We start from the raw sequence: 22,664 nt of genomic DNA on the forward strand, positions 1-22,664 counted from the left end.
AAGCCCCTTCTCGAAAAATTCTGTGGAAGCGAGATCCGCATGTTTAACGCCGACTTCACTTCCGCGGTTCACTCACCTTTGTTCTTGCCGAGATCCACGCCGAGCTGCTTGAGCTTGCGGTACAAGTGCGTGCGCTCCAGCCCGGTCTTCTCCGCCACGCGCGTCATGCTGCCGTTCTCCCGCGCGAGGTGATATTCGAAGTACGCGCGCTCGAACGCGTCGCGTGCATCACGCAGCGGAATGTCGAACGAGATCGAGGCCGTTTGCGCAGCCAGCGCGCCGCTGCCCATGCCGTCGGTGGAGAGCATCGGCAATGCCGCCGCCGAAGCGACCGCCGAAACACTCACCGGCAACACCGGCTTGGCCGCCGCGCCGCCGGGCGCACCCACTGCCGTGCCCCGCGCGAGACCCTGTTCGACGGCCTTCAGCAGCTTCTGCAGCGCAATCGGCTTCTCGAGAAAATTGAGCGCGCCGATCTTGGTTGCTTCAACCGCCGTGTCGATGGTTGCGTGGCCGGACATCATGATCACCGGCATGGTCAGTTGCCCTTGCGCGGCCCATTCCTTAAGCAAGGTCACGCCGTCGGTGTCGGGCATCCAGATGTCGAGCAGCACCAGGTCAGGCGCCTGGCGCAAACGGAATTCGCGCGCTTCCTGCGCGTTTTCCGCGGCCTCCACGACATGCCCTTCGTCGCTCAGGATCTCCGAGAGCAATTCCCGGATGCCCATTTCATCATCTACCACCAGGATGGTTGCCATTTACGCTGCCCTTGTCTGCACTGTTGCTTTTGTCTTTCCCTGCGACGCACCGCCGTGCGCCGGACGCGGCCCTGTTCCGGGTGCCACGCCATCGTCTGCCAGTTGAAGGAAGAGGATCGAAATCTGCGCGCCCTCGATGACATCTCCCGCTTTCATGCGATTGCGGATGTCGATGCGCGCGCCGTGTTCATCGACGATCTTCTTGACCATCGCAAGACCCAGGCCCGTACCTTTGGCCTTGGTCGTTACGTAAGGTTCGAATGCACGTGTGAGGATACGCGCGGGAAAGCCCGCTCCGTTATCCGACACGGTCAGACGCACCGCGACGCGGACTTTGCCTTCCGCGTCGGGGTCTCCGTATTCTACTGTCCTCGTCTCGAGCAACACACGCGGATGCTCGAGGTCCGCCACCGCATCCTGCGCGTTCTGCAGCAGGTTGTGAATCACCTGACGCAATTGCGTCGCGTCGCCACGAATCGCCGGCAATGCGGCGAGCTCCACCTGAATGGCGCCCTTGCCTTCTTCGATACCGTACAGCGTGAGCACTTCGCTGACCAGATCGTTCAGCTGCAAATGCGCGAGCACCGCCGGCGGCGTACGCGCGTAATCGCGGAAGTTGTCGACCATCTGCTTCATCGCGGCTACCTGGTTCACGATCGTGGTCGCGCCGCGCTTCAACACATCGGCATCGGATGGCGAGAGCTTGTCGGCGAGTTTCATCTGCAGACGTTCGGCGGAGAGCTGGATCGGCGTGAGCGGATTCTTGATTTCGTGCGCGAGCCGCCGCGCGACTTCACCCCACGCGATGGAACGCTGCGCGGAGATCACGTCCGAGATATCGTCGAACACCACGACGTAACCGGAAGTCTGCATGTCTTCCGCGTCGCGGTCCGTCGCCGAGACAAGCCGCGCACCGCGCACGAGCAACGTAAGCGGCTCGGTTTCGTCCGGCACCTGCACGGAAAACTGCTGCTGCCAGTGACCGCGATCGTCGTGACCATCGCCGCTCGCCGCTTCGCGATCGGCAAACGCCTTGCGCACCATGCCGCCGAATTCGCTCAGCACGCCGATCTGATCCAATGCCGAACCCATCACCGCCTGGAACGGCTGACGGAAAATCCGCTCGGCGCCGCGATTCGCGGTGGTCAGTCTGAACTGCCGGTCGAACACGAACACGCCCGCAGTCAGGTTCGCGAGAATGCTTTCCAGATACGCCTTCGAGTGTTCAAGCGCGATGCGGTTGTTCTCGACCGCCGCGCGCGCTTCGGACAACTGCCGCGTCATTGCATTGAACGATTGCGTGAGAAAGCCCAGTTCGTCGCGCGATTTGATTTCGCGCTTCGGCGTGTAATCGCCTTCCGTGATTTCCTTGGTGCCTTGCGCCAGCAGGAACAATGGCCGCGCGAGCTGATTGCCGAGCGCGAGCGCGAGCATCATCGCGATGAAGGTGGCAAGGAACAGCGCGAGCGTCAGTGTGCCGATATACATCTTGCGCAGACCCGTACGGCCGAGCGCCTTCTCCTGGTACTCGCGATAGGCGCGCTGCACCGCGTCGGCATTGCGCGCGAGCGTGGGCGAAACCGGCTGCGTGAGTTGCAGGAAGCGTTCGGTGGGCTGCAACAGCGCGGCGTTCGAATCGGGGATGCGTTGCACCACCCGCAGCCGCAACACGCCCTTGCTGCCATGCGCGTGAGGATCGCCGTCCACTTCGCCTTCGATCGCCGCATAGCCACGGCCGCGCGCCTGTTCGATCATCAACGGCGTGGGCAAATCGTTCGGCACCAGCGTCGCGTAGTTGCCGGAGGCCTGCGCGACCACGTGCATGTCGGGCGTCGCGCCTGACATGCTGCGCGTAGGTTCGACGATCGTCGCATCCTGCACGCCGAACTGGTCGCGCAGACGCAGCAGCGTGAGCGTGGTGCCGGCGGCGTCCGCGCTCGCCAACTGTTCCGACATCAAGCGGCCCTTGGTTTGCAGATCGGACAGCGACGCGTCGAGCATGCCGCGCCCGAGATTCAATCCGGACGTGAGCGCTGTTTCGACATTCACATCGAACCACGACTCGATACTGCGCGACACGAACTGATACGACACGACGTAGATGATGCCGCCCGGCACCACGCCGACCAGCGCCATGAAGAACGCAAGTTTCGCCAACAGCCGCGTACCGAACTTACCCTTTCTCAGCCGCGCGATGATGATGATGACGAGCGTCGCCACCACCAGCAAAAAGATCATCGCGACCACGAGATTGGCGGCGTAGAGCCACTGGTAATAGCGGTCGAAGAATTCGGTGTTCGCGCTGGCCGCGGCGAGCAGCACGAGCAGCAGCACGGCCGTCACGGCGACCGTCGACACCAGCACGCGCACGACGATGCTGCTGACACTGGTAGCGGAGCGCACTTTATTTAGCACGTTCGGTCACCGTGAAGGTAAAGCGCTTCCATTCGGAAGCGAGATTCCAGTCGCGGTTGTTCACCGCGTCGATCTGAAACGGCTTGGGCATCAGCGCGATGTCGAGTTGCATGCGCACCGACGCGTTATACGTCTCGCCGACACGCACTTCATTGCGTTCGATCACGTGCCACGACGTGATGTGCTTGATCACCGCGAGCGCATCCTTGAGCGTGGTGAAGCCGAGCTGCAAACCGCCGGACGACACGCTCGATACGCGATACTCGCGCGTGAGCGGCTGGAACGACAGGCGAATGCTTTGCGACACGCTCACCGGCTGCTCGTCGAACCAGTACCAGCGCGGCCGGCTCAGTTCGAAGTCGGTCGTGAAATACAGCGGAATGCCTTTATTGACCGCGTCTTCGAGGTTGCTGTTCAGATCGAAGTCGAAACGTGCGTCGAGATTCCAACCCGTGTTGTCGGCTTGCAGCGACGCACGCTGCACCGCGATCGAATCAGCGTGCGCCACGCCCGGCGCCGCCAGCCATACGGCCAGCGCGATCCAGAGCACGGCAGCGAGCCGAAGCGGGAAGAAGCGTTTGATGGTCACCGTTTCTGAAAGCGCGCGTAGAAGAATCCGTCGTGGTCTGAGTTCGCGCCGGCGCTGTCTTCAGCGGGTTGTCCGGCATGAGAACCGGCCGATGTGTCGGCGGGCGCGCGAGCGACTGAAGGCAGCAGTTGCCCCGGCGCGTCCAATCGTACCGCATCCTGATACTTGTTTCCAAACCACTGCGCCTGCAACTCGCCTTCTTCGGGAAAGATCGAACACGTAACGTAGAGCAACTCGCCGCCTGGTTTCACGAGCGGCCAGAGCGCGTCGAGAATGCGGCGCTGCTCGGCGACCAGCGCGGGAATGTCGGACGCGCGGCGCAGCCAGCGGATATCCGGATGACGCCGCACGATGCCCGACGCCGAACACGGCACGTCGGCCAGAATGCGATCGAACGGCGGGTCGATGTCGTCGTGCCATTTTGCGGGCGCGCCCGCGTCGCCGATCCGCACTTCCGCTTCGAGCTTGAGCCGCCGCAAATTTTCGCCGATACGGCGCGCGCGCGACGCGTCGCTTTCGAGCGCGACGAGCTGAAGGTTGGCCAGTTCGAGCAGATGGCCGGTCTTGCCGCCGGGCGCCGCGCACGCGTCGAGCACACGCATGCCGTCGCGCACGTCGAGTAGCGGCGCGGCGAGCTGCGCGCCGGCGTCCTGCACCGAGACGACGCCGTCGCTGAAGCCCGGAATGCGGTCGACCGGCATCGGCGTGGCGAGCTTGACGGCGTACTCGCCGGCCCTGCTCGCCGCAATGTGATGGTTTTGCAGCACTTGCAAGTAGGCGTCGACCGTCGATTGACGCGCGTTCACGCGCAGCGTCAGCGGGCCTTGTGTGTTGCCGGCGGCTAGCACCGACTGCCATGCGTCGGGCCACGCGCGCTTCACGGCATCGATCCACCATGCCGGATAGTTCCAGCGTGCGACTTCGTCGGCTTGCGCGGCGCTCAATAGCGTTTCGCGTTCGCGCAGGAAACCGCGCAGCACGGCGTTGACGAGGCCCTTCGCAAAGGCAAATTCACGGCGCGCGCCGATCGCGCTCACTGCCTGATCGACGACCGTGAATGGTGCGTACGCAGCGTTCGCTTCGTCGTCGACGAGCAGGGCCAGCGAGCACGCGAGCACATGGCCGACGTGCGGCGGCGGCGCCTTTTTCACCAGCTTCGCGATCAGCCACTCGGCAATCGCGAGACGTCGCATGGTGCGGTAGGCGATGTCCTGCACCGCGCCACGCGCCGCGGCAACGCTGGCCTCGGGCGCGGACACGAAGACGGATTGCAGCGCGGCTGGCAACGCTGCGCCGAGACGCACGGCGCCGACCGCCTGGCCCGCGCAGTCGAGCGCGAAGCCGAGCGATTCGGGCGCGAGATGCAGCATCGACAAACGTGGTTCGCGCGGGCGCGCCGATGAGGAAGCGGTACGCGAAGAAGGCTTTGTAGTCATCAAGAAGGCTATGGCGGGCCGCGCGGGAGCGCGCGACGCAATCAACACGCATTGTAGCGTGGCGCGCGACGCGGGCCGGCGGGCGGTCTGTGAGCGTGGTGATCGCGGATCGATGGCGAGCGGGAAGGAGTGGGACTGAAGCGCGGGTTGGATATATCGGCGCGGACGTGGCGTAACGCGGCGCACGAGTCCGCGGGCAGCCTGCAAGCGTAGCGAGTGCAAATCCTCGGTGGCCACGAAGGCCGGGGCGCCGAGGCGCAGTTCAACGATGCGGCGCGGACCCTCAGGCGCCTGGCGAACAGAGTGAATTTTCTCGTGATAACGCAGCGCATCAGCCGCTCACGCCCTTGCGCCGAAATAAAAAGGCGAGCCCGCAGACTCGCCTTTTTCCTCACACCGCGCAAGGACGGCGCAGCGTTATTCGAAGCGCCCCGTGCGCGCCATTTCCATCAAACGCGCGATGCGTTCCTCGGTGGCCGGGTGCGTAGAGAACAGATTCGCGATGCCGCCGCCCGACAGCGGATTCATGATCATCATCTGCGCGGTGGCCGGATGCTGCTCGGCGGTCGGAAACGGAATTCCGCTCGCGTAACGATGGATCTTGTCGAGCGCCGAAGCGAGCGCCTGCGGGTCGCCGGAAATCTGCGCGCCGCCGCGATCGGCTTCGAATTCACGTGCGCGCGAAATCGCCATCTGGATCAGCGCACCGGCGATCGGCGCCAGCAGCGCGACGGCGATGCCAGCGATCGGGTTCGTGGAACGGCCGTTTTCGTCGCGGCTGCCGAAGAACATCGCGAAGTTCGCCAGCGCGGAAATCGCGCCGGCCATGGTGGCCGAAATGGTCGAGATCAAAATGTCACGATGCTTCACGTGCGAGAGCTCGTGCGCCATGACCCCGCGCATTTCGCGCTCGGACAGCACGCGCAGAATGCCGGTGGTGGCGGCGACCGCCGCATGTTCCGGATTGCGGCCGGTGGCGAACGCATTCGGCGCGTCTTCGTTGATCAGGTACACGCGCGGCATGGGCAGGCCGGCGCGTGTGGAAAGTTCGCGCACCATGCGATAGAACTGCGGCGCACTGGTTTCGTCGACTTCCTGCGCGTTGTACATGCGCAGGACCATCTTGTCCGAGAACCAGTACGAAAAGAAATTCATCCCAAGGGCGATCACGAGCGCGATCGTCATGCCGCGCGACCCGCCGATCATCCCGCCGATCACGATGAAAAGGGCCGTGATCGCGGCCATCAACATCGCGGTTTTGACCCAATTGAACATGTCTGCAACTCCTTGCCCTAACGCGGGTTCATATCTGCGCCGCGTGATCGCGGCGCCCGATTGTAAGCAAAATGTTAGATATGGGCGCGTCAGGAAAATTCAATCATCTTGACGCGGTGGCGAGCTTGATACCCAAGCCGACAAAAGCGCCGCCGACTCCGCGATCCAACCACTTCTTCACCGCCGCCCGGCCAGCGAAACGCCGCGTCACACTGCCCGCGATCCACGCGACAAAACTGTTCCAGATCATGCTCATCATGACGAACACCGCACCCAGTGTGAGGAAAGCGAGCGCTTTGTGATCAGTGCCGGTCGTGACGAACTGCGGGAAGAACGACACGAAAAACAGCACGACCTTCGGGTTCAGCACGTTAGTCCAGAAGCCTTGCAGGAAAAGCTGGCGCAGCGACCTGGGCGCGCCGGCCGCGCGCGCTTCGCCCGCAGCATCGCTGACAGCCGGCTTGGCGAAGAGCAAACGCACGCCGAGATACATCAGATAAATAGCGCCGACGAACTTGATGACCGTAAATGCGGTGGCCGATGCAGCCAGCAACGCGGTCAAGCCGAACGCGCAGGCCAGCGAGTGAACGCAGCAGCCGGCGGAAATGCCGAGCGCCGACATGAGACCCGCGCCGCGGCCTTGAGCGACGCTGCGCCCGACGATATAAGCCGTATCGGGACCGGGCGTCACGTTTAAAAGGAAGACCGCGACGACGAAAAACTCGAAATGGGTAATGCCGAACATGTGAATCCTCAAAATCCGGGGCCGTTGCATGAAGGATTCTACGCGTGGCAGGCCTGTCCTGCGGGGCCTCGAACATCGGCCGAATGGACGATGTTCAGGGCATAAGCAGCGGTGCTACTTTGCTTCGGGAAGTTGAAAGCGCTGCCCCACAGCCAGCGTCGAGCCAGCCAGAAATTCGCGCACCGGCAGGCGTTTGCCACCGGGTTTCTGCAATTGCGTGAGACGCAGCGCGCCTTCGCCACAGGCTACGACTACGCCTTCGGGGGAGACGTCGGTGATCGTGCCGGGCGCGTGGCTGGCGGCTGCGCCGTCGGTCACAACAGCGGCCCAGATTTTGATGGACGAGCCGTCTTCAAGCGTGGCCACACCGCCAGGGAACGGATCGAACGCACGCACCTGGCGCGCGAGCACGTCCGCCGGGCGGCGCCAGTCCAGCGCGGCTTCGTGTTTGCCGATCTTTTCCGCGTAGCTGACGCCTTCCGCGGGTTGCGGCGTTGCCGCCAGATTGCCGGTGCGCTCGAGTTCGATCAGCGCCTCGACGATCAGCTTCGCGCCGTCCTGCGCGAGACGGTCGTGCAACGTGGCCGTGGTGTCGTCGGCGGAAATCGCGGTGCGTGCTTCGGAGATCATCGCGCCCGTGTCGAGCCCGACATCCATCTGCATCAGCGTGATACCGGTTTCGGCGTCGCCCGCTTCGATCGCGCGATGAATCGGCGCCGCGCCGCGCCAGCGCGGCAACAACGACGCATGAATGTTGATGCAGCCGAGCGGCGGAATATCGAGCACTTCCTGCGGCAGGATCAGGCCGTACGCGGCGACCACCATGACATCGTGCGGCGTAGCGCGTAGTTGGTCGATCGCGGCAGCGGCTTCAGCCGGATATTTGCCGGCGCGGCGCAGCGAAGGCGGCTGGGCGACGGCCAGTCCGTGCTCCTGCGCGTAGCGCTTGACCGGGCTTGCCTGCAACTTCATGCCGCGCCCGGCGGGCCGGTCCGGCTGGGTCAACACGAGCGGCACCTGGAATCCGGCGCGGTGAATCGCGGCCAGCGCGGCCGCGGCGAACTCCGGCGTACCGGCAAAGATGACGCGCAACGAATGACTCATGAACGGGGGCGGTAGGCGAGGTGAACGCGCATTACATCGCGTGGGCGAGCTTCTTCATCTTGCTCTTGATGCGCGTCTGCTTCAGCGACGACAGGTACTCGACGAACACCCGGCCCATCAGGTGATCCATTTCGTGCTGGATGCACACCGCAAGCAGGCCTTCGCAGTCCATCTCGAAGGTTTCGCCCTTCTCGTTGAGCGCCCGCACCCGCACTTTCTCCGCACGCTCGACGTTGTCGTAAATGCCCGGCACCGAGAGGCAGCCCTCTTCCGACAGCTTCCTTTCGTCGCTCGACCAGATGATTTCGGGGTTGATGAAGGCGAGCAGTTCGTTGTGGTCGTCCGACACGTCGATCGTGATCACGCGCTCGTGCACGTCCACCTGGGTCGCGGCAAGGCCGACGCCCGGCGCGGCGTACATGGTTTCGGCCATGTCCTTGACGAGGCGGCGGATGCGGTCGTTGACCACTTCGACCGGCTTGGCGATCTTGTGCAGCCGTTTGTCCGGGTAATTGAGGATGTTGAGTAAAGCCATGATCTTGAGTGTGATTTTCGGGCGCCGCCGACCCGTTGAAGGTTCGTTGGCCTTTCGGCCAGGTTGTGAGCCCGTCGCGTTGCGCAGAGGATAGATGGTGTCGAACCGGTTCGATTCAACGCGCCACGGCGCCAGACGACGAGCCCGCGCGGGTGGGCGCGGCGCTGCGGTTATTTCGGATGATGAAAATTTTAGCATGGCGCCCGCCTGCCCGCTGGCCCTGCAGGAGGATCGACCCGCAATGCACACTTTGCCTGCAACCCATATTGAACTTGCCGCCTGGCTGCGGCTTGCGCTCGCGCCGGGTCTGAAACCCGGAGCGCTGCGCTTATTGCTCGGCGCTTTCGGCTTGCCTGAAGCGATATTCGAGCAAGCACCTGAGGCGCTCGCCGAGATTGCCGGTGAGGCCGCGGCACGCGCAGCGCTGGCGCCGACAGGTCCCGATTTCGACGCCCAGCTGGACGCGGTCATCGCGTGGCGCGAGCAACCCGGCAATCAGGTCGTGACACTCGACGACCCCGCTTATCCGCCAGCACTGCTGACCATGCCCGATCCGCCGCCGCTGCTATATATAAAGGGCCGGTTGAACCTGCTGCACACGCGAGCGGTCGCCCTTGTCGGGAGCCGCAGCGCGACGCCGCAAGGCGTCGAAGACGCGGAGCGATTCGCGCGCGAGCTGTCGGTGGCCGGTGTGACCGTCGTCTCCGGCCTCGCGCTCGGTATCGACGGCGCCGCGCATCGGGGCGGCCTGGAAGGCATCGGTGGCACGGTGGCCGTAATCGGCACCGGCGCGGACCTCGTGTATCCGGCCGCACACCACGCGCTCGCGCGGCAAATCGCGGTGCAGGGCGCGATTCTCTCCGAATGGCCGCTCGGCACGCCCGCGCGCGCCGCCAATTTTCCGCAGCGTAATCGTCTGATCGCCGGCCTCGTCAGCGGCGTGGTGATCGTCGAAGCGGCGATGCGCTCCGGTTCGCTGATCACGGCGCGGCTCGCCAACGAGATGGGACGGGATATCTTCGCGTTACCGGGTTCGATTCACGCGCCGCTGTCGCGCGGGCGTCATCGGATCATCAAGCAGGGCGCGAAGCTGGTGGAAACGCCGGATGAAGTGCTGGAGGAACTGGGTTTCGCGCGGCGGGCGGCTCCGCGAGCGGGTTCGGGTTCAAGTTCGGCGCACGCCACCTTCTGGAGCCGCGCTGGCTCGGGAAACAGGCCCGCGCGCAGCGCCGCGGACGTGGATCGCGTGAAACCGGCAGCGTTTCAGCCGACAGAAGCGTCTCCGGCCGATTCACCAGGAGCAGCATTGGCCGCCGCACCGCCCTGCCCGCCGGCCAATCCCGAAGCACAGCGCCTCCTCGCCGCGCTCGGCCATTCGCCCACCACGCTTGAAATTCTCGCTACCCGTACCGAGATGGAGGACGCGGACCTGCAAACCGCCTTGCTGCAACTGGAACTCGCCGGCCAGGTGACCATGCTGCCCGGCGGCCGCTTCATGCGGGCAAGCCACGGCCAACGCGGCATTGATCAGAGTTGACCACCATTCATGATCGGCCATGCTACATTCGCGCCAAAGCACCTGACAAAAGTACGCAAGGAACCCTGATGCCCGCGCTAAACCTCGACACCGACCAAGACCGGATCGCCGAGCGCGTCAACGAACCGGAAACGCTGTTCGTGGCCTGCCTCTGCGCGGAATGGTGCGGGACCTGCCGCGAGTATCAGGACGCCTTTGACAAGCTGGCCGACCGGCACCCGGACATCTGTTTCGCATGGATCGATATAGAGACGCATGCGGACCGATTCGAGGATCTGGATGTGGAGAACTTTCCGACCATCCTGATCGAAGATTCGGTTACGACGCGATTCTTCGGCACGGTTTTGCCGCAAGCGGCGATTGTGGAACGGATGTTGTCTGATCTGACGGCCGTGCCCGGCGTCAGCGGTGCGCCGAAACTGCGGCCCGCGCTGGCGGTCGCCTGATTCAGACTGGCCAGCTTGCAAGCCCAGCGGCCCGTTGCGAGCGGTGTACAAGGCGTTGGCGGCAGCTTGCCCAATGCCTGAGCACGCATTTATGAATTCGCGCTTTTTATGGCACTTGACACGCCGGTCTCGCGCCGTGTGCTATAAAGCGGTCGTTAATGGGTCGCAAAGGTCGCAAACGAGGGTAGCGCTGACAGAAGCGCACTCACGGCCATCAACCCTGATCTACCAACCTCACATCGAGTCATGTCCAAAGCACTGATCATCGCCGAAAAGCCTTCCGTCGCGAACGACATCGCGCGCGCTTTGGGCGGATTTACCAAGCATGACGAATACTACGAGAGCGACGAGTACGTCCTTTCCTCGGCAGTCGGCCATCTGCTGGAAATTGCCGCGCCTGAAGACTACGAAGTCAAACGCGGCAAGTGGAGTTTCGCCAATCTGCCCGTCATTCCGCCGCACTTCGATCTGAACCCGATCGCCAAGAGCGAGTCGCGCCTGAAGGTGCTGACCAAACTGCTCAAGCGCAAAGACGTCGACCGTCTGATCAACGCATGTGACGCGGGGCGCGAGGGCGAGCTGATTTTCCGCCTGATCGCGCAGCACGCGAAAGCCAAGCAGCCGGTGCAGCGCCTGTGGCTGCAATCCATGACGGCAGGCTCGATCCGCGACGGCTTCGCCCGTCTTCGCAGCGACGAAGAGATGCAGCCGCTCGCCGATGCGGCGCGTTGCCGCTCGGAAGCGGACTGGCTGGTCGGCATCAACGGTACGCGGGCCATGACCGCGTTCAACAGCAAAGGCGGCGGCTTCTTCCTGACCACGGTCGGGCGGGTGCAGACGCCGACGCTGTCGATCGTGGTCGAGCGCGAAGAGAAGATTCGCCGCTTCGTGCCGCGCGATTATTGGGAAGTGAAAGCGGAGTTCGTCTGCGCGGCCGGTTTCTACGAAGGCCGCTGGTTCGATCCGAAATTCAAGCGCGACGAGTTCGATCCGGAAAAACGCGATTCGCGTCTGTGGGCGCTGCCCGCGGCCGAAACGATCGTCGCCGCCTGCCGTGGCCAGATCGGCACGGTGACGGAAGAATCGAAGCCGTCCACGCAACTGTCGCCGGCGCTGTTCGACTTGACCAGCTTGCAGCGCGAGGCCAACGGCCGCTTCGGCTTCTCGGCGAAGAACACCTTGGGCCTCGCCCAGGCACTGTACGAAAAGCACAAGGTGCTGACCTATCCCCGTACCGACGCGCGCGCGCTGCCGGAAGACTACCTGGATACGGTCAAAGAGACGCTCGGCATGCTCAAGGAGAGCAATAACTATCTGCCGTATGCCAAGCAGGTGCTCGACAAGGGCTGGGTGAAACCGAACAAGCGCATCTTCGACAACTCGAAGATCAGCGACCACTTCGCAATCATCCCGACCCTGCAGGCGCCGAAGAATCTGTCGGAGCCCGAACAGAAGCTCTACGACCTCGTCGTGAAGCGCTTCCTCGCAGTGTTTTTCCCCGCCGCCGAATACAAAGTGACGACGCGGATCACGGAAGTGGTCGGCCATCACTTCAAGACCGAAGGCAAGGTGCTGGTCGAGCCCGGCTGGCTGCAAGTCTACGGCCGCGAGATCAGCGGCGAAGACGCGAACCTCGTGCCGGTGCAGAAAGACGAAAAGGTCAAGACCGACAAGATCGCCGCCCAGCAACTGGTGACGAAACCGCCGGCACGCTACAACGAAGCAACCTTGCTGTCGGCCATGGAAGGCGCGGGCAAGCTCGTCGAAGACGACGAACTGCGCGAAGCCATGGCGGCCAAGGGGCTCGGCACGCCGGCCACGCGCGCGGCGATCATCGAAGGTCTGCTGGGTGAAAAGTATCTGATTCGCGAAGGCCGCGATCTGATTCCGACCGCCAAGGCTTTCCAACTCATGACGCTGCTGCGCGGGCTAGGCGTGAAGGAACTGACGGCGCCCGAACTGACCGGCGAGTGGGAGTACAAGCTCTCGCAAATGGAACGCGGCAACCTGCCGCGCGACGCGTTCATGCAGGAAATCGCCCGCATGACGCAGACCATCGTCAAGCGCGCTAAAGAGTACGATTCCGACACGATCCCGGGCGATTACGCGACGTTGCAAACGCCTTGCCCGAATTGCGGCGGTCAGGTGAAGGAAAACTACCGGCGCTTTGCCTGCTCGAAATGCGAGTTCTCGATTTCGAAAATTCCGGGCGGACGTCAGTTCGAAATTCCGGAAGTCGAAGAACTGCTGCAGAACAAGACGATCGGTCCGCTTTCGGGTTTCCGCAGCAAGATGGGGCGCCCGTTCTCGGCGATCCTGAAACTGTCGTTCGATGACGAGATCAAGAACTACAAGCTCGAATTCGACTTCGGCCAGGATGCGGGAGGCGAAGACGGCGAACCGCCTGACTTCTCCGATCAGCAGCCGGTGGGCGCATGTCCGAAGTGCAAGGGCCGCGTGTTCGAGCACGGCATGAGCTACGTCTGCGAAAACTCGGTCGCCAATCCGAAGACTTGCGACTTCCGTTCGGGCAAGGTGATCCTGCAGCAGGAAATCGCCCGCGAACAGATGGCCAAGCTGCTCGAAGAAGGCCGCACGGATCTGCTGACGAACTTCAAGTCGTCGCGTACCGGCCGTAACTTCAAAGCGTTCCTCGTCAAGCAGAACGACGGCAAGATCGGTTTCGAGTTCGAGAAGAAGGAGCCGTCGGCGAAGACTGCCGCGAAGACCGCAGCGGCGAAGTCGGCTGCGAAGGCTGCCCCAGAAGCGGAGTCGGACGACGACGAAGTGTCCGTGGCCGTGAAGGCCGCGCCGGCAGCCAAGAAGACAGCGGCGAAAAAAGCGCCGGCGACCAAGACCGCTGCGGCCAAGAAAGCACCCGCCAAGAAAGCGGTGGCGCGCAAAACCGGCTCGTAAGTCGACTGGTCGCTGGAAGGCCGGAAGAGGATTCGCTTCCGGCTCGCTTCGTTTGAATTTGCCATGAAAAAGGCGCGATCACATAACGTGACCGCGCCTTTTTGTTTGTCCGGCGAAAAGTGCTTATCAGCGGCTTTACAGGCTCGCCCGATTCGCGACTTATAGCGGCGACAAAGCCGTGGGCCGGGTGCGAGGTGTCGTCTTGGCCAGCGTCTTGGGCAGCGGCGATAACTCGCTGTCCAGCAGGCGTGAGAGCGGCTCAGCGCCGTCGAACGCTTCCGGCGGCATGGCGTCCGCGGAATCGAGCGCCGTCGTCGTGGCGGCCCGGCCGAGGCCGTCTTCCTTGATCCACTGTTCACCAAGCAGGCTGTTCGGCGTCTGGCTGAAATGCTCAACAAGATGGTCGATAAACGTGCGCACCTTGGCCGGCAAGTGACGGCGGCTCGGATACGCAATGTTGATCTCGACCTGCGGCAACCGGTAATCGCCGAGCAGACGCACAAGGCGGCCACGCGTCATGTCGCGGCCGATCAGATAGCTCGGCAGGATCGCGATGCCCATGCCGAGCAACGCAAACTGACGCAGCATTTCCGTATTGTTCGCGACGATCACGTTCGCCGGACGTACGCGCACTTCGCCTTCCGGGCCGGTGAACACGCGCTCGTCGCCCCAATATTCGGACGGCAGGCTCAGGCACGGATGCTCGAGCAGATGCTCCGGACGCGTCGGCATGCCGTGCTTCTCGAGATAAGCCGGCGTGGCGCACACCGTCATGCAACCGGTGGTGAGACGCCGAGTGACGATACTTGCGCTGCGCATTTGCCGCGCGATCACCACGCCCACGTCGAAGCCTTCTTCGACCAGATCCACCTGACGGTCGACCAGCGTGACATCGGGAATGACTTTCGGATAACGCTCCGCGTACGTCTGGAGCACGGGTGCCAGATTGTGCAATCCGAACACGACCGGCGCGACGATTCGCAACGTGCCGACAGGTTCGTGATTGCGCGCGACCACCATCTGCTCGACGTCTTCCAGTTCGTCGAGAATCTGGCGCGCGCGCTCGAGATAAACCTGACCTGATTCGGTCAGAGACAAGCTGCGGGTGGTGCGATTGAGCAGCCGCGTACCTAGACGGCCTTCGAGGTCCGCAACGTGCCGGGTCGCAACTGCGTTGGAAATATCCATCGCGCTCGCAGCGCGGGCAAAACTGCCGAGATCCGCCACTCTGACGAAAACTCGCATCGACTGCAAATGATCCATAGGACAACTCCTGCCGTGTTACAGCTTCCTGACAATCGGGGAAAACCAGCGAAGCGAACTTGGAATTCTCCTACGACTCGCGGAATCGTGCAGAAGTTGCCCGCGAAAGCGGAAATATTGTCAATATTTGTGCGACTGTGCTCCCCAGTGTGGGGCACGATCACGAATTGTTCCTAAAAAAGAAACAATCTGCTGCGGTGCAGCTTGAACTGCCTTTTTTGTTCGAACAGACGGAATGGTGGACGGCGTGGCAAAACCAGGAAGCTCTTCACGCGGACGGGAGGCAACAAAAAACCGCCCGAAGGCGGTTCCGTGCGAAGTGAACACTCACCTGATCAGGCGGCGAGCTTCTCTTCGAGCGCGCGTTTGGCCTCCGTCAGCGCGGGCGGCAAGCCTTGCTGCAACGTGTCAAACAGCTCGGCGTGCAGCGCGAATTCCGCGCGCCAGGCTGCGTCGTCGACGGAAATGACCTGCTCGAACTGCTCGCGGCTAAAATTCAGCCCGCGCCAGTCGAGGTCCTCGTAGTGCGGCGACACGCCGAACGCATGTTCCTCACCGTGAGCCGTGCCTTCGATCCGGCCGACCATCCAGCTCAGCACCCGCATGTTCTCGCCGAAGCCCGGCCATACGAACTTGCCGTCCGCGCCTTTGCGGAACCAGTTGACGCAGAAGATTTTCGGCAGCTTCGCGTTCAGTTTCTCCAGACGCTCGCCGGTTTTCAGCCAGTGACCGAAGTAGTCGCTCATGTTGTAGCCGCAGAACGGCAGCATCGCGAAAGGGTCGCGGCGAACCACGCCCTGCTGACCGGCTGCGGCGGCGGTCGTTTCGGAGCCCATGGTCGCGGCCATGTAGACGCCTTCCACCCAGTTGCGCGCTTCGGTGACGAGCGGCACGGTGGTAGAGCGACGGCCGCCGAAGATGAACGCGTCGATCGCGACGCCCGCCGGATTTTCCCAGTCGGGGTCGATGGACGGGCATTGCGAGGCCGGCGCCGTAAAGCGCGCGTTCGGATGCGCCGCCTTGCGGCCGCTTTCCTTCCCGCTGGCCGGCGTCCAGTCCTTGCCTTGCCAGTCGATCAGGTGCGCGGGCGCATCGTCCGTCATGCCTTCCCACCAGACGTCGCCGTCGTCGGTGAGCGCGACGTTCGTAAAGATCACGTTTTCCTTCAACGTGGCCATGGCGTTGAAGTTGGTCTTCTCGCTCGTGCCCGGCGCCACGCCGAAGTAGCCGGCTTCCGGATTGATCGCGTACAGGCGACCGTCCTTGCCCGGTTTGATCCAGGCAATATCGTCGCCGATCGTGGAGATTTTCCAGCCGTTCAAGCCTTCCGGCGGAATCAGCATCGCAAAGTTGGTCTTGCCGCACGCCGACGGAAACGCCGCCGCGACATGATGCTTGCGCCCTTCCGGCGAGGTCACGCTGAGAATCAGCATGTGTTCGGCGAGCCAGCCTTCGTCGCGGCCCATGGTCGAGGCGATGCGCAACGCGAAACACTTCTTGCCTAGCAGCGCGTTGCCGCCGTAGCCCGAACCATAGCTCCAGATTTCGCGCGATTCGGGGAAATGGACGATGTATTTGGTTTCGTTGCACGGCCACGGCACGTCTTTCGCGCCGGACGCGAGCGGCGCGCCGACCGAATGGACGCACGGCACGAACTCGCCGTCTTCGCCCAGCACGTCGTAAACCTTGCGGCCCATGCGCGTCATGATGCGCATGTTGGTGACCACGTACGGGCTGTCGCTCAATTCAACGCCGATGTGCGCGATCGGCGAGCCGAGCGGGCCCATCGAAAACGGCACGACATACATGGTGCGGCCGCGCATGGAACCTTCGAACAGGCCGTCGAGCGTCGAGCGCATTTCGGCCGGTGCGATCCAATTATTGGTGGGACCTGCGTCTTCGCGACGCTGCGAGCAGATGAAAGTGCGATCTTCGACACGCGCCACATCGGACGGGTCGGACCATGCCAGATAAGAATTGGGGCGTTTGGCGGGATTGAGCTTCTTGAGTGTGCCTGCTTCGACCATCTGTGCACAAAGCCGGTCGTATTCCTCCTGCGAACCGTCACACCAGACGACCCTGTCCGGCTTGGTCCTGGCGGCAACGCGCTGGACCCAGTCGAGCAGCTTTCGGTGTTTGACCCACGCGGGCGCCTCGATAGTAGGCTGTCCTTCGAATGAGGGGTGGTTCATCGACTTGTCTCCGTTTTGAAAAACAATAGAAAAAACGGTACAAGCCCAGAGACGCTGCATGCGAGAGGCATTCAATTCTTCACGCCGGGTGCCTGCCACCCGACGCGCAATTGTGCAGATCGTTCCGGGCCACACAGCCTGTGAGCGGAGGCGCCAGCCGACGGGCTTCTGCAACCGTCTGTAAAGCGGCTTGCCTCAACACGCAACAAACTGTTAAAAACGATGTCAATCGGCCTTGCCGTGGCGCTGCCATTCTGTGCGGTAGCTACTACGGTAAGGCATTCAGCCAGACCGGCATGTGACCTAGGTCACATGGTGGGACAGTCAGCATAACACTCCGTTCCGCACCACCAAGGTGCGTCGTAAGACACATACCATGAAGATTGCCATCCTCGACGATTATCAGGACGCCGTGCGCAAGCTCGACTGCTTTCAATTGCTGGCCGACCATGAGGTCAAGGTCTTCAACAACACCGTCCGCGGTCTCGGCCAGTTGGCAAGCCGTCTTTCGGAAGTCGACGCGCTCGTCCTGATTCGCGAACGCACCCGCATCAGCTCGCAACTCCTGGATAAACTGCCGCGTTTGCGCATGATCAGTCAGACCGGCAAGGTTTCCAGCCACATCGATCTGAACGCGTGTACTGAGCGCGGCATTGCCGTGCTGGAAGGCACCGGCTCACCGTTCGCGCCTGCCGAGTTGACGTGGGCTCTCATCATGGCCGCCCAAAGGCGGATTCCGCAATACGTAGCAAACCTTAAGCAAGGAGCCTGGCAGCAGTCCGGCCTGAAGACGTCGGCGCTGCCGCCGAACTTCGGTTTGGGCCAGGTATTGCGTGGCCAGACGCTGGGAATCTGGGGTTATGGCAAGATCGGCAGGCTGGTGGCCGGTTATGGCAAGGCGTTCGGCATGAACGTATTGATCTGGGGCCGCGAGCATTCGCGCGAAGCCGCTCGCGCTGACGGGTACAGTGTCGCGGAGAGCCGCGAGGCGCTGTTCGAGCAGAGCGACGTGCTGTCGCTGCATTTGCGCATGCACGACGACACGCGTGGCATCGTCAAACAGGAAGACCTGATGCGGATGAAGCCGACCGCGCTGCTCGTGAACACGAGCCGGGCCGAGTTGCTCGACGACAACGCGCTGGTGAATGCGCTATCGCACAACCGCCCGGGCATGGTCGCGATCGACGTCTACGAAAGCGAGCCGATTCTGCAGGGCTACAGCCTGCTGCGCATGGAAAACGTGATTTGCACGCCGCACATCGGCTATGTGGAACGCGAAAGCTACGAGCAGTATTTCACCGCCGCATTCAAGAACATTTTGGCTTTCGACGCCGGCGATACGAGCAGCGTGGCGAATCCGGAAGCCTTGCAGGGCGGTCGGCGGCGTTAAAAAACCACCGCGTTTTTTCGGGCGATAAGCGCGCCGTGCGAATTCGTGCGACGCGCTTATCGCCGTTTGGCTTCGCGCCGCCGCTACCGCTACCGCTTAATTCACCGTACTGCTTCGTGCGCGCCGGCCTCAAGCAGATCGGGCATGCGTTCGAGGAAGGTTTCGCCGTCGGCACGGCCGAGGTTGTACGCGTGGATCATCTGTGACGGATTCGTGTAATCCCAGCTCGAAATCGGCACCTTGCGCGACGGCTGTACGTAAAGCCGTTGTTGCACGCCGTGCGGCACGACGAACATTTGCGGGCGCGGATAGAGGCGGGTGACCATCACCAGCACGTTGCCCGGCGCCTCGGCGTCGAGCGCGCCGACCGGCACGTTGTCGACCATCCCGCCGTCCAGCACCGGCCGGCCGTTGCGTCGCAAAACCGGCGTGAACGGCGGCGTACTCGACGACTGCAAGATCAGATCCGCCAGATCCTCGACGCTCGCGCAATCCTGTGCGCGCACGAATTCCGGATGAAAGCCGAGCGTCTGACCAAGTGTCGGATGCAGCGTCTTGCGGACGTATTTTTCGATGTTGTACGCGATCAGGCCGGCCGCGACCGCGCTGCGCGCGCCGAGCCAGCGCGGCAGATGCGATACGCCGATGCGGATTTCCGGCGCATCGGCGAGCGTCGAAAACTTCTCGCCGTAGATGTCCAGCAGCGCCTGACGGTAGATGCGGTAATGCGGAAACACCGACGCGCCGCGCAGCAGATTGCCCCAGTAGGCGTTGCGGGTGTTGTGGCGCAGCGCCTCTTCGTAATAGCGCATGACCCAGTCGGAATCGCGCGTGTAGAGCATGCACGCAGTCGCGGCGCCGGCAGAAATACCGGTGATGACACGCGGCCTGATCCGCAGCTCCGGCTGGATCACATCCCAGAAACCCGCCTGCCACCAGCAGCGATTGCCGCCGCCGGCGAATACGACCTGATCGAACATCCTGGTTTTTCCTCTAATGCGGCTCTCTGGCCGGTTTTAGTCGAGCAGTGCGTAGGTGGTGGTGGCGTGAACGGCCATGTTGCCGGATTCATCGAATAACTCGACTTCGCCGAACACCAGATTGCGGCCCATGCGCAGCACTCGGGCGGTGATCAGCACGTCGCCCTTGCGCACCGCGCGCATGAAATTGATGTTGAGCGAGACCGTGGTCATAGGCTTGAAACCACCGAGCGCGGCCGAAATGGCGACGATCATCGCCGTGTCCGCCGCGGCCATGAACACTTGCCCGCAGATCACGCCGCCCGAATGACGCAGCCCGCCGGAAAACGGTAGGCGCAGAGTGGCAGCTTCCTCATTGACCTTGACCGGCGTCAGCGTGAGCGCACGGACCCACGGCGCGAGGATGCGGTCGAGCAATTCGTTAATCTCTTTGTCATCCATGGCAATCCCCGGTCGAAGGCCGCGCGAGGCTTCGTGCGGCAAGGTGTCCGCGACATGATACCGGGACGATGCTGGGCGCGCCTTTTTCGCGACAGTGCGGCCATCGACGAACGCATCGGGCTCTCGGGTGCAATTATTTTTAAGAAATCTGCGAAGGGGACTTGGCAAGCCCGAAAAATTTCTGCATAATTTCGCTTCTGTTGGGGGCGTTAGCTCAGTTGGTAGAGCAGCGGACTCTTAATCCGTAGGTCGAGTGTTCGAGTCACTCACGCCCCACCAAAGATTCAAAGCAAAAAGCCCGGTCCTTGCGACCGGGCTTTTTGCGTTTCGGGCCGCGCGCTCCCACCACGTCAGACTCACGAACGTCCCCACGCCGGAACGCCCGCAGATACGCAAAAGACTACTTCGCCGTCACGTCGATGTTGCCGAGATATTTCGCGGCCAGCGTCTTCACCGTGCCGTCGGCCTGCACCTTCGCGATCGCCGCATTCAAGCGGTCACGCAGCGCCGTATCGCCCTTGCGAATTCCGTATGCAATGCCGCTGCCGAGGATCTTGTCATCGCGCACCGGCTCGCCGACGAAGGCGTACCCTTCACCGCTCGGCTTCGACAGAAAGCCGGTTTGTCCGGCCGGCGCCAGCACGAGCGTCGCGTCCAGACGCCCGGCCACGAGATCGGTATAAACCTGGTTCTGGTCCTGATACGGCACGACGGTCACGCCCGCGGATTCCCAATGCGTCTTCGCAAAGGTTTCCTGAATCGACGCCTGCAACACGCCCACGCGCTTGCCCTTCAGCGAGGCCGGCGTCGGCAGCAGACCGCTGTCGCGTTTGGCGATCAACTGCGTCGGCACGCGATACACAACGGTGGTGAAATCGATTGCCTGCCGACGCGCGTCGGTCGCGTTCATCGCCGAATTGATCGCGTCGAACTTGCGGCCCTGCAGCGCGGGAATCAGCCCGTCGAACGAGGTCTCGACCCATTTGCACGTCATATGCGCGGCAACGCAAACGGCATTGCCGACGTCGATATCCAAGCCTTGCAATTCGCCGTTCGGGCCTTTCGATTCGAACGGCGGGTACTGCGCTTCGAGGCCGAAGCGCAGCGTATCGGCAGCGCTTGCACCAGACGACGCCGCGAGTGACGCGAATGCACAGGCCAACGCCAGAAGAGGCTTGAGCAATTTCATAGCAGGTCCCTTTTCCTTCGATTTTGTTGTTACGCCGCCTTGCGGCGCGCTAATGCGTACCCGCGCGACGATCATACTTCGTTCAAAAAACGCAGCCGCCTCGCGGAGCCGTGTCGTCTTTCCGATCAGATCTCGCAAAGACGCCGCGCACCTTCGATCAAGGTCGCATCGTCCTTCGAGAAGCTTAGGCGGATCAAGCCGGAGTCCGTACCATCGGTATAAAACGCCGACAGCGGAATGGTGGCGACACGCGCGTCGCGAATCAGCCGCAGCACGAAATCGCTATCGCTTTCCTCGGAGAAGCCGCGAAAACGCGCGAGCATGAAGAAGCTACCTTCGCTCGGCAACAACTCGAAGCGCGATTCGCACAGCGCCTCGGCGAGCAGATCGCGCTTCTTCTGATAGAACGCGGACAAACCGAGGTAGCTGTCGCGATTGGCCAATGCGTCGACGAACGCGTACTGCATCGGTGTATCGGCGGAAAACACCATGAACTGATGGACTTTGCGAATCTCGTCCATCAACGCAGCGGGCGCGAGGCAGTAACCGACGCGCCAGCCGGTCACGTGATAGGACTTGCCGAACGACGAGACGATCACACTGCGTTCGGCGAGCTCGGAATGACAAGCCATGCTCTGATGTTTCGCGCCGTCGAACACCACGTGTTCGTAGACCTCGTCGGCGAGAATCACGATATCGGTGTTGCGCGTAACGGCTTTCAGGCGTTCGACGTCGGCTTCGCTGAACACGGTCGCGGTCGGATTGTGCGGCGTGTTGATGATGATCATGCGAGTCTTCGGCGTGATCGCGACGGCGACCTCGTCCCAGTTCACGCGGAAGTCGTTCAGCGACAGCTTGATCGGCACGGGCGTGGCGCCTTGCAGTCGCACGATCGGCCCGTAGCTGTCGAACGAGGGCTCGAAGTAGATCACTTCGTCGCCCGGATGCACCAACGCGCTGATCGTCGAATACAGTCCTTCGCTTGCGCTGGCGATCACGGTGACTTCGCTCGCCGGGTCATAGCGCACGCCGTATAGCGTGGCGACCTTGTCGGCGAGCACTTCGCGCAAGGCGGCGATGCCGGCCATCGGCGCGTACTGGTTATGACCGGCGCGCATGGCCTGGGCGACGCCGTCGATCAGTTTGGCGTCCGGCGCGAAATTCGGCGCGCCTTGCGATAGATTCAGCGCGTCGTGCTGAGCGGCCAGTTGACCGATCACGGTAAAAATCGTCGTGCCTACGTCAGGCAACTTCGAGCGGGCTTGCGTGGCGCTCTGCATAAGGCTTTCTCCCTTTCTCCATCCGGCAGCGGATTCACGGAACAGCCAGCTGCGCGGCGGTCCCTTCCGGTTTGGTGATTAGGCATCAGCCAAAGAACCGTCACAATCGAAACTTTGTCATGCGCGGCATGCATTTACGTCATGCCTCACGCGAAGGCGCGCCGCCATGGGCA

General features: G+C 62.6%; 19 protein-coding genes and 1 tRNA gene. 6 read left to right on the forward strand and 14 right to left on the reverse strand.

All coding sequences use genetic code 11. The features are described 5' to 3' along the window. Positions 1-68: 68 nt before the first annotated feature. From esaR to def, 8 genes are all read right to left on the reverse strand, one after another. The gene (gene esaR, locus B0G73_RS25255) at positions 69-758 is read right to left on the reverse strand and encodes a response regulator transcription factor EsaR (RefSeq protein ID WP_106283954.1); all 690 of its coding nucleotides are present in this window, start codon (positions 756-758) and stop codon (positions 69-71) included. Next, positions 759-3,173 carry a PAS domain-containing sensor histidine kinase gene (locus tag B0G73_RS25260; RefSeq protein ID WP_106283955.1) on the reverse strand — a complete coding sequence of 805 codons (2,415 nt, stop codon included), beginning with the start codon at positions 3,171-3,173 and terminating at the stop codon, positions 759-761. Next, the gene (locus tag B0G73_RS25265; protein ID WP_106283956.1) at positions 3,163-3,762 is read right to left on the reverse strand and encodes a DUF4390 domain-containing protein; all 600 of its coding nucleotides are present in this window, start codon (positions 3,760-3,762) and stop codon (positions 3,163-3,165) included. The genes B0G73_RS25260 and B0G73_RS25265 overlap by 11 nt, the downstream gene beginning before the upstream one ends. Beyond that, positions 3,759-5,198: a 16S rRNA (cytosine(967)-C(5))-methyltransferase RsmB gene (rsmB, locus tag B0G73_RS25270; RefSeq protein ID WP_106283957.1), complete on the reverse strand. Its 1,440-nt coding sequence runs from the start codon at positions 5,196-5,198 to the stop codon at positions 3,759-3,761. The genes B0G73_RS25265 and rsmB overlap by 4 nt, the downstream gene beginning before the upstream one ends. Before the next feature lie 417 nt (positions 5,199-5,615). Continuing rightward, on the reverse strand, positions 5,616-6,473 hold the full coding sequence (gene htpX / locus B0G73_RS25275) for a zinc metalloprotease HtpX (protein WP_012431382.1): 858 nt from the start codon (positions 6,471-6,473) through the stop codon (positions 5,616-5,618). Positions 6,474-6,576: 103 nt separating this feature from the next. Beyond that, positions 6,577-7,218: a LysE family translocator gene (locus tag B0G73_RS25280; protein ID WP_106283958.1), complete on the reverse strand. Its 642-nt coding sequence runs from the start codon at positions 7,216-7,218 to the stop codon at positions 6,577-6,579. A gap of 114 nt (positions 7,219-7,332) precedes the next feature. After that, a complete protein-coding gene (gene fmt / locus B0G73_RS25285) occupies positions 7,333-8,322 on the reverse strand; it encodes a methionyl-tRNA formyltransferase (RefSeq protein ID WP_106283959.1) in 990 nt (329 codons plus the stop codon). A 31-nt stretch (positions 8,323-8,353) separates the two neighbouring features. Continuing rightward, complete coding sequence (gene def, locus B0G73_RS25290) at positions 8,354-8,857, reverse strand: peptide deformylase (protein ID WP_106283999.1); 504 nt, start codon at positions 8,855-8,857, stop codon at positions 8,354-8,356. A gap of 241 nt (positions 8,858-9,098) precedes the next feature. Between def and dprA the strand changes: the two genes are divergently transcribed. The 3 genes from dprA (at position 9,099) to B0G73_RS25305 (ending at position 13,756) form a co-directional block, all read left to right on the forward strand. Beyond that, positions 9,099-10,394 (forward strand): DNA-processing protein DprA, encoded by a 1,296-nt coding sequence (gene dprA, locus B0G73_RS25295; RefSeq protein ID WP_106283960.1) that lies wholly within the window; start codon positions 9,099-9,101, stop codon positions 10,392-10,394. 68 nt (positions 10,395-10,462) lie between these two features. Then, complete coding sequence (locus B0G73_RS25300; RefSeq protein ID WP_106283961.1) at positions 10,463-10,840, forward strand: thioredoxin family protein; 378 nt, start codon at positions 10,463-10,465, stop codon at positions 10,838-10,840. 246 nt (positions 10,841-11,086) lie between these two features. Then, positions 11,087-13,756 carry a DNA topoisomerase III gene (locus B0G73_RS25305; RefSeq protein WP_106283962.1) on the forward strand — a complete coding sequence of 890 codons (2,670 nt, stop codon included), beginning with the start codon at positions 11,087-11,089 and terminating at the stop codon, positions 13,754-13,756. 159 nt (positions 13,757-13,915) lie between these two features. Here the strand turns inward: B0G73_RS25305 and B0G73_RS25310 are convergent, their stop codons facing one another. Continuing rightward, entirely contained in the window at positions 13,916-15,019 is a 1,104-nt protein-coding gene (locus B0G73_RS25310; protein WP_106283963.1) for a LysR family transcriptional regulator, read from the reverse strand. 59 nt (positions 15,020-15,078) lie between these two features. On the opposite strand from B0G73_RS25310, the gene B0G73_RS40135 reads away from it, so the two are divergent. Continuing rightward, positions 15,079-15,342, forward strand: coding sequence for a hypothetical protein (locus B0G73_RS40135; RefSeq protein WP_146144234.1), 264 nt, complete (start codon positions 15,079-15,081; stop codon positions 15,340-15,342). Between the two features lie 12 nt (positions 15,343-15,354). On the opposite strand, the gene B0G73_RS25315 is transcribed toward B0G73_RS40135, so the two are convergent. After that, positions 15,355-17,211: a phosphoenolpyruvate carboxykinase (GTP) gene (locus B0G73_RS25315; RefSeq protein ID WP_106283964.1), complete on the reverse strand. Its 1,857-nt coding sequence runs from the start codon at positions 17,209-17,211 to the stop codon at positions 15,355-15,357. 376 nt (positions 17,212-17,587) lie between these two features. Here B0G73_RS25315 and B0G73_RS25320 point away from each other — a divergent pair, with 376 nt between their 5' ends. Then, entirely contained in the window at positions 17,588-18,601 is a 1,014-nt protein-coding gene (locus B0G73_RS25320; protein ID WP_106283965.1) for a D-2-hydroxyacid dehydrogenase family protein, read from the forward strand. Positions 18,602-18,702: 101 nt separating this feature from the next. Here B0G73_RS25320 and B0G73_RS25325 read toward each other — a convergent pair whose 3' ends face one another. Both B0G73_RS25325 and B0G73_RS25330 read right to left on the reverse strand, forming a co-directional pair. Next, positions 18,703-19,581: a patatin-like phospholipase family protein gene (locus tag B0G73_RS25325; protein WP_106283966.1), complete on the reverse strand. Its 879-nt coding sequence runs from the start codon at positions 19,579-19,581 to the stop codon at positions 18,703-18,705. Positions 19,582-19,617: 36 nt separating this feature from the next. Then, positions 19,618-20,022: a PaaI family thioesterase gene (locus B0G73_RS25330; RefSeq protein WP_106283967.1), complete on the reverse strand. Its 405-nt coding sequence runs from the start codon at positions 20,020-20,022 to the stop codon at positions 19,618-19,620. A 203-nt stretch (positions 20,023-20,225) separates the two neighbouring features. Here B0G73_RS25330 and B0G73_RS25335 point away from each other — a divergent pair. Next, positions 20,226-20,301: transfer RNA gene (locus tag B0G73_RS25335), tRNA-Lys, on the forward strand. A gap of 121 nt (positions 20,302-20,422) precedes the next feature. Here the strand turns inward: B0G73_RS25335 and B0G73_RS25340 are convergent. Together B0G73_RS25340 and B0G73_RS25345 are read right to left on the reverse strand one after the other, a co-directional pair. Continuing rightward, complete coding sequence (locus tag B0G73_RS25340; protein WP_106283968.1) at positions 20,423-21,211, reverse strand: ABC transporter substrate-binding protein; 789 nt, start codon at positions 21,209-21,211, stop codon at positions 20,423-20,425. A 125-nt stretch (positions 21,212-21,336) separates the two neighbouring features. After that, complete coding sequence (locus B0G73_RS25345) at positions 21,337-22,491, reverse strand: pyridoxal phosphate-dependent aminotransferase (protein WP_106283969.1); 1,155 nt, start codon at positions 22,489-22,491, stop codon at positions 21,337-21,339. Positions 22,492-22,664: the final 173 nt, after the last annotated feature.

The organism is Paraburkholderia sp. BL25I1N1 (assembly GCF_003002025.1).
Taxonomy (GTDB): Bacteria; Pseudomonadota; Gammaproteobacteria; order Burkholderiales; family Burkholderiaceae; genus Paraburkholderia.

What these genes read in the sequence shown, in the direction of transcription:
- esaR (WP_106283954.1), bottom strand. Translation starts at nt 758, where the DNA reads ATGGCAACCATCCTGGTGGTAGATGATGAAATGGGCATCCGGGAATTG.
- rsmB (WP_106283957.1), bottom strand. Translation starts at nt 5,198, where the DNA reads ATGACTACAAAGCCTTCTTCGCGTACCGCTTCCTCATCGGCGCGCCCG.
- htpX (WP_012431382.1), bottom strand. Translation starts at nt 6,473, where the DNA reads ATGTTCAATTGGGTCAAAACCGCGATGTTGATGGCCGCGATCACGGCC.
- B0G73_RS25280 (WP_106283958.1), bottom strand. Translation starts at nt 7,218, where the DNA reads ATGTTCGGCATTACCCATTTCGAGTTTTTCGTCGTCGCGGTCTTCCTT.
- fmt (WP_106283959.1), bottom strand. Translation starts at nt 8,322, where the DNA reads ATGAGTCATTCGTTGCGCGTCATCTTTGCCGGTACGCCGGAGTTCGCC.
- def (WP_106283999.1), bottom strand. Translation starts at nt 8,857, where the DNA reads ATGGCTTTACTCAACATCCTCAATTACCCGGACAAACGGCTGCACAAG.
- dprA (WP_106283960.1), top strand. Translation starts at nt 9,099, where the DNA reads ATGCACACTTTGCCTGCAACCCATATTGAACTTGCCGCCTGGCTGCGG.
- B0G73_RS25300 (WP_106283961.1), top strand. Translation starts at nt 10,463, where the DNA reads ATGCCCGCGCTAAACCTCGACACCGACCAAGACCGGATCGCCGAGCGC.
- B0G73_RS25305 (WP_106283962.1), top strand. Translation starts at nt 11,087, where the DNA reads ATGTCCAAAGCACTGATCATCGCCGAAAAGCCTTCCGTCGCGAACGAC.
- B0G73_RS25310 (WP_106283963.1), bottom strand. Translation starts at nt 15,019, where the DNA reads ATGGATCATTTGCAGTCGATGCGAGTTTTCGTCAGAGTGGCGGATCTC.
- B0G73_RS25315 (WP_106283964.1), bottom strand. Translation starts at nt 17,211, where the DNA reads ATGAACCACCCCTCATTCGAAGGACAGCCTACTATCGAGGCGCCCGCG.
- B0G73_RS25320 (WP_106283965.1), top strand. Translation starts at nt 17,588, where the DNA reads ATGAAGATTGCCATCCTCGACGATTATCAGGACGCCGTGCGCAAGCTC.
- B0G73_RS25325 (WP_106283966.1), bottom strand. Translation starts at nt 19,581, where the DNA reads ATGTTCGATCAGGTCGTATTCGCCGGCGGCGGCAATCGCTGCTGGTGG.
- B0G73_RS25330 (WP_106283967.1), bottom strand. Translation starts at nt 20,022, where the DNA reads ATGGATGACAAAGAGATTAACGAATTGCTCGACCGCATCCTCGCGCCG.
- B0G73_RS25340 (WP_106283968.1), bottom strand. Translation starts at nt 21,211, where the DNA reads ATGAAATTGCTCAAGCCTCTTCTGGCGTTGGCCTGTGCATTCGCGTCA.
- B0G73_RS25345 (WP_106283969.1), bottom strand. Translation starts at nt 22,491, where the DNA reads ATGCAGAGCGCCACGCAAGCCCGCTCGAAGTTGCCTGACGTAGGCACG.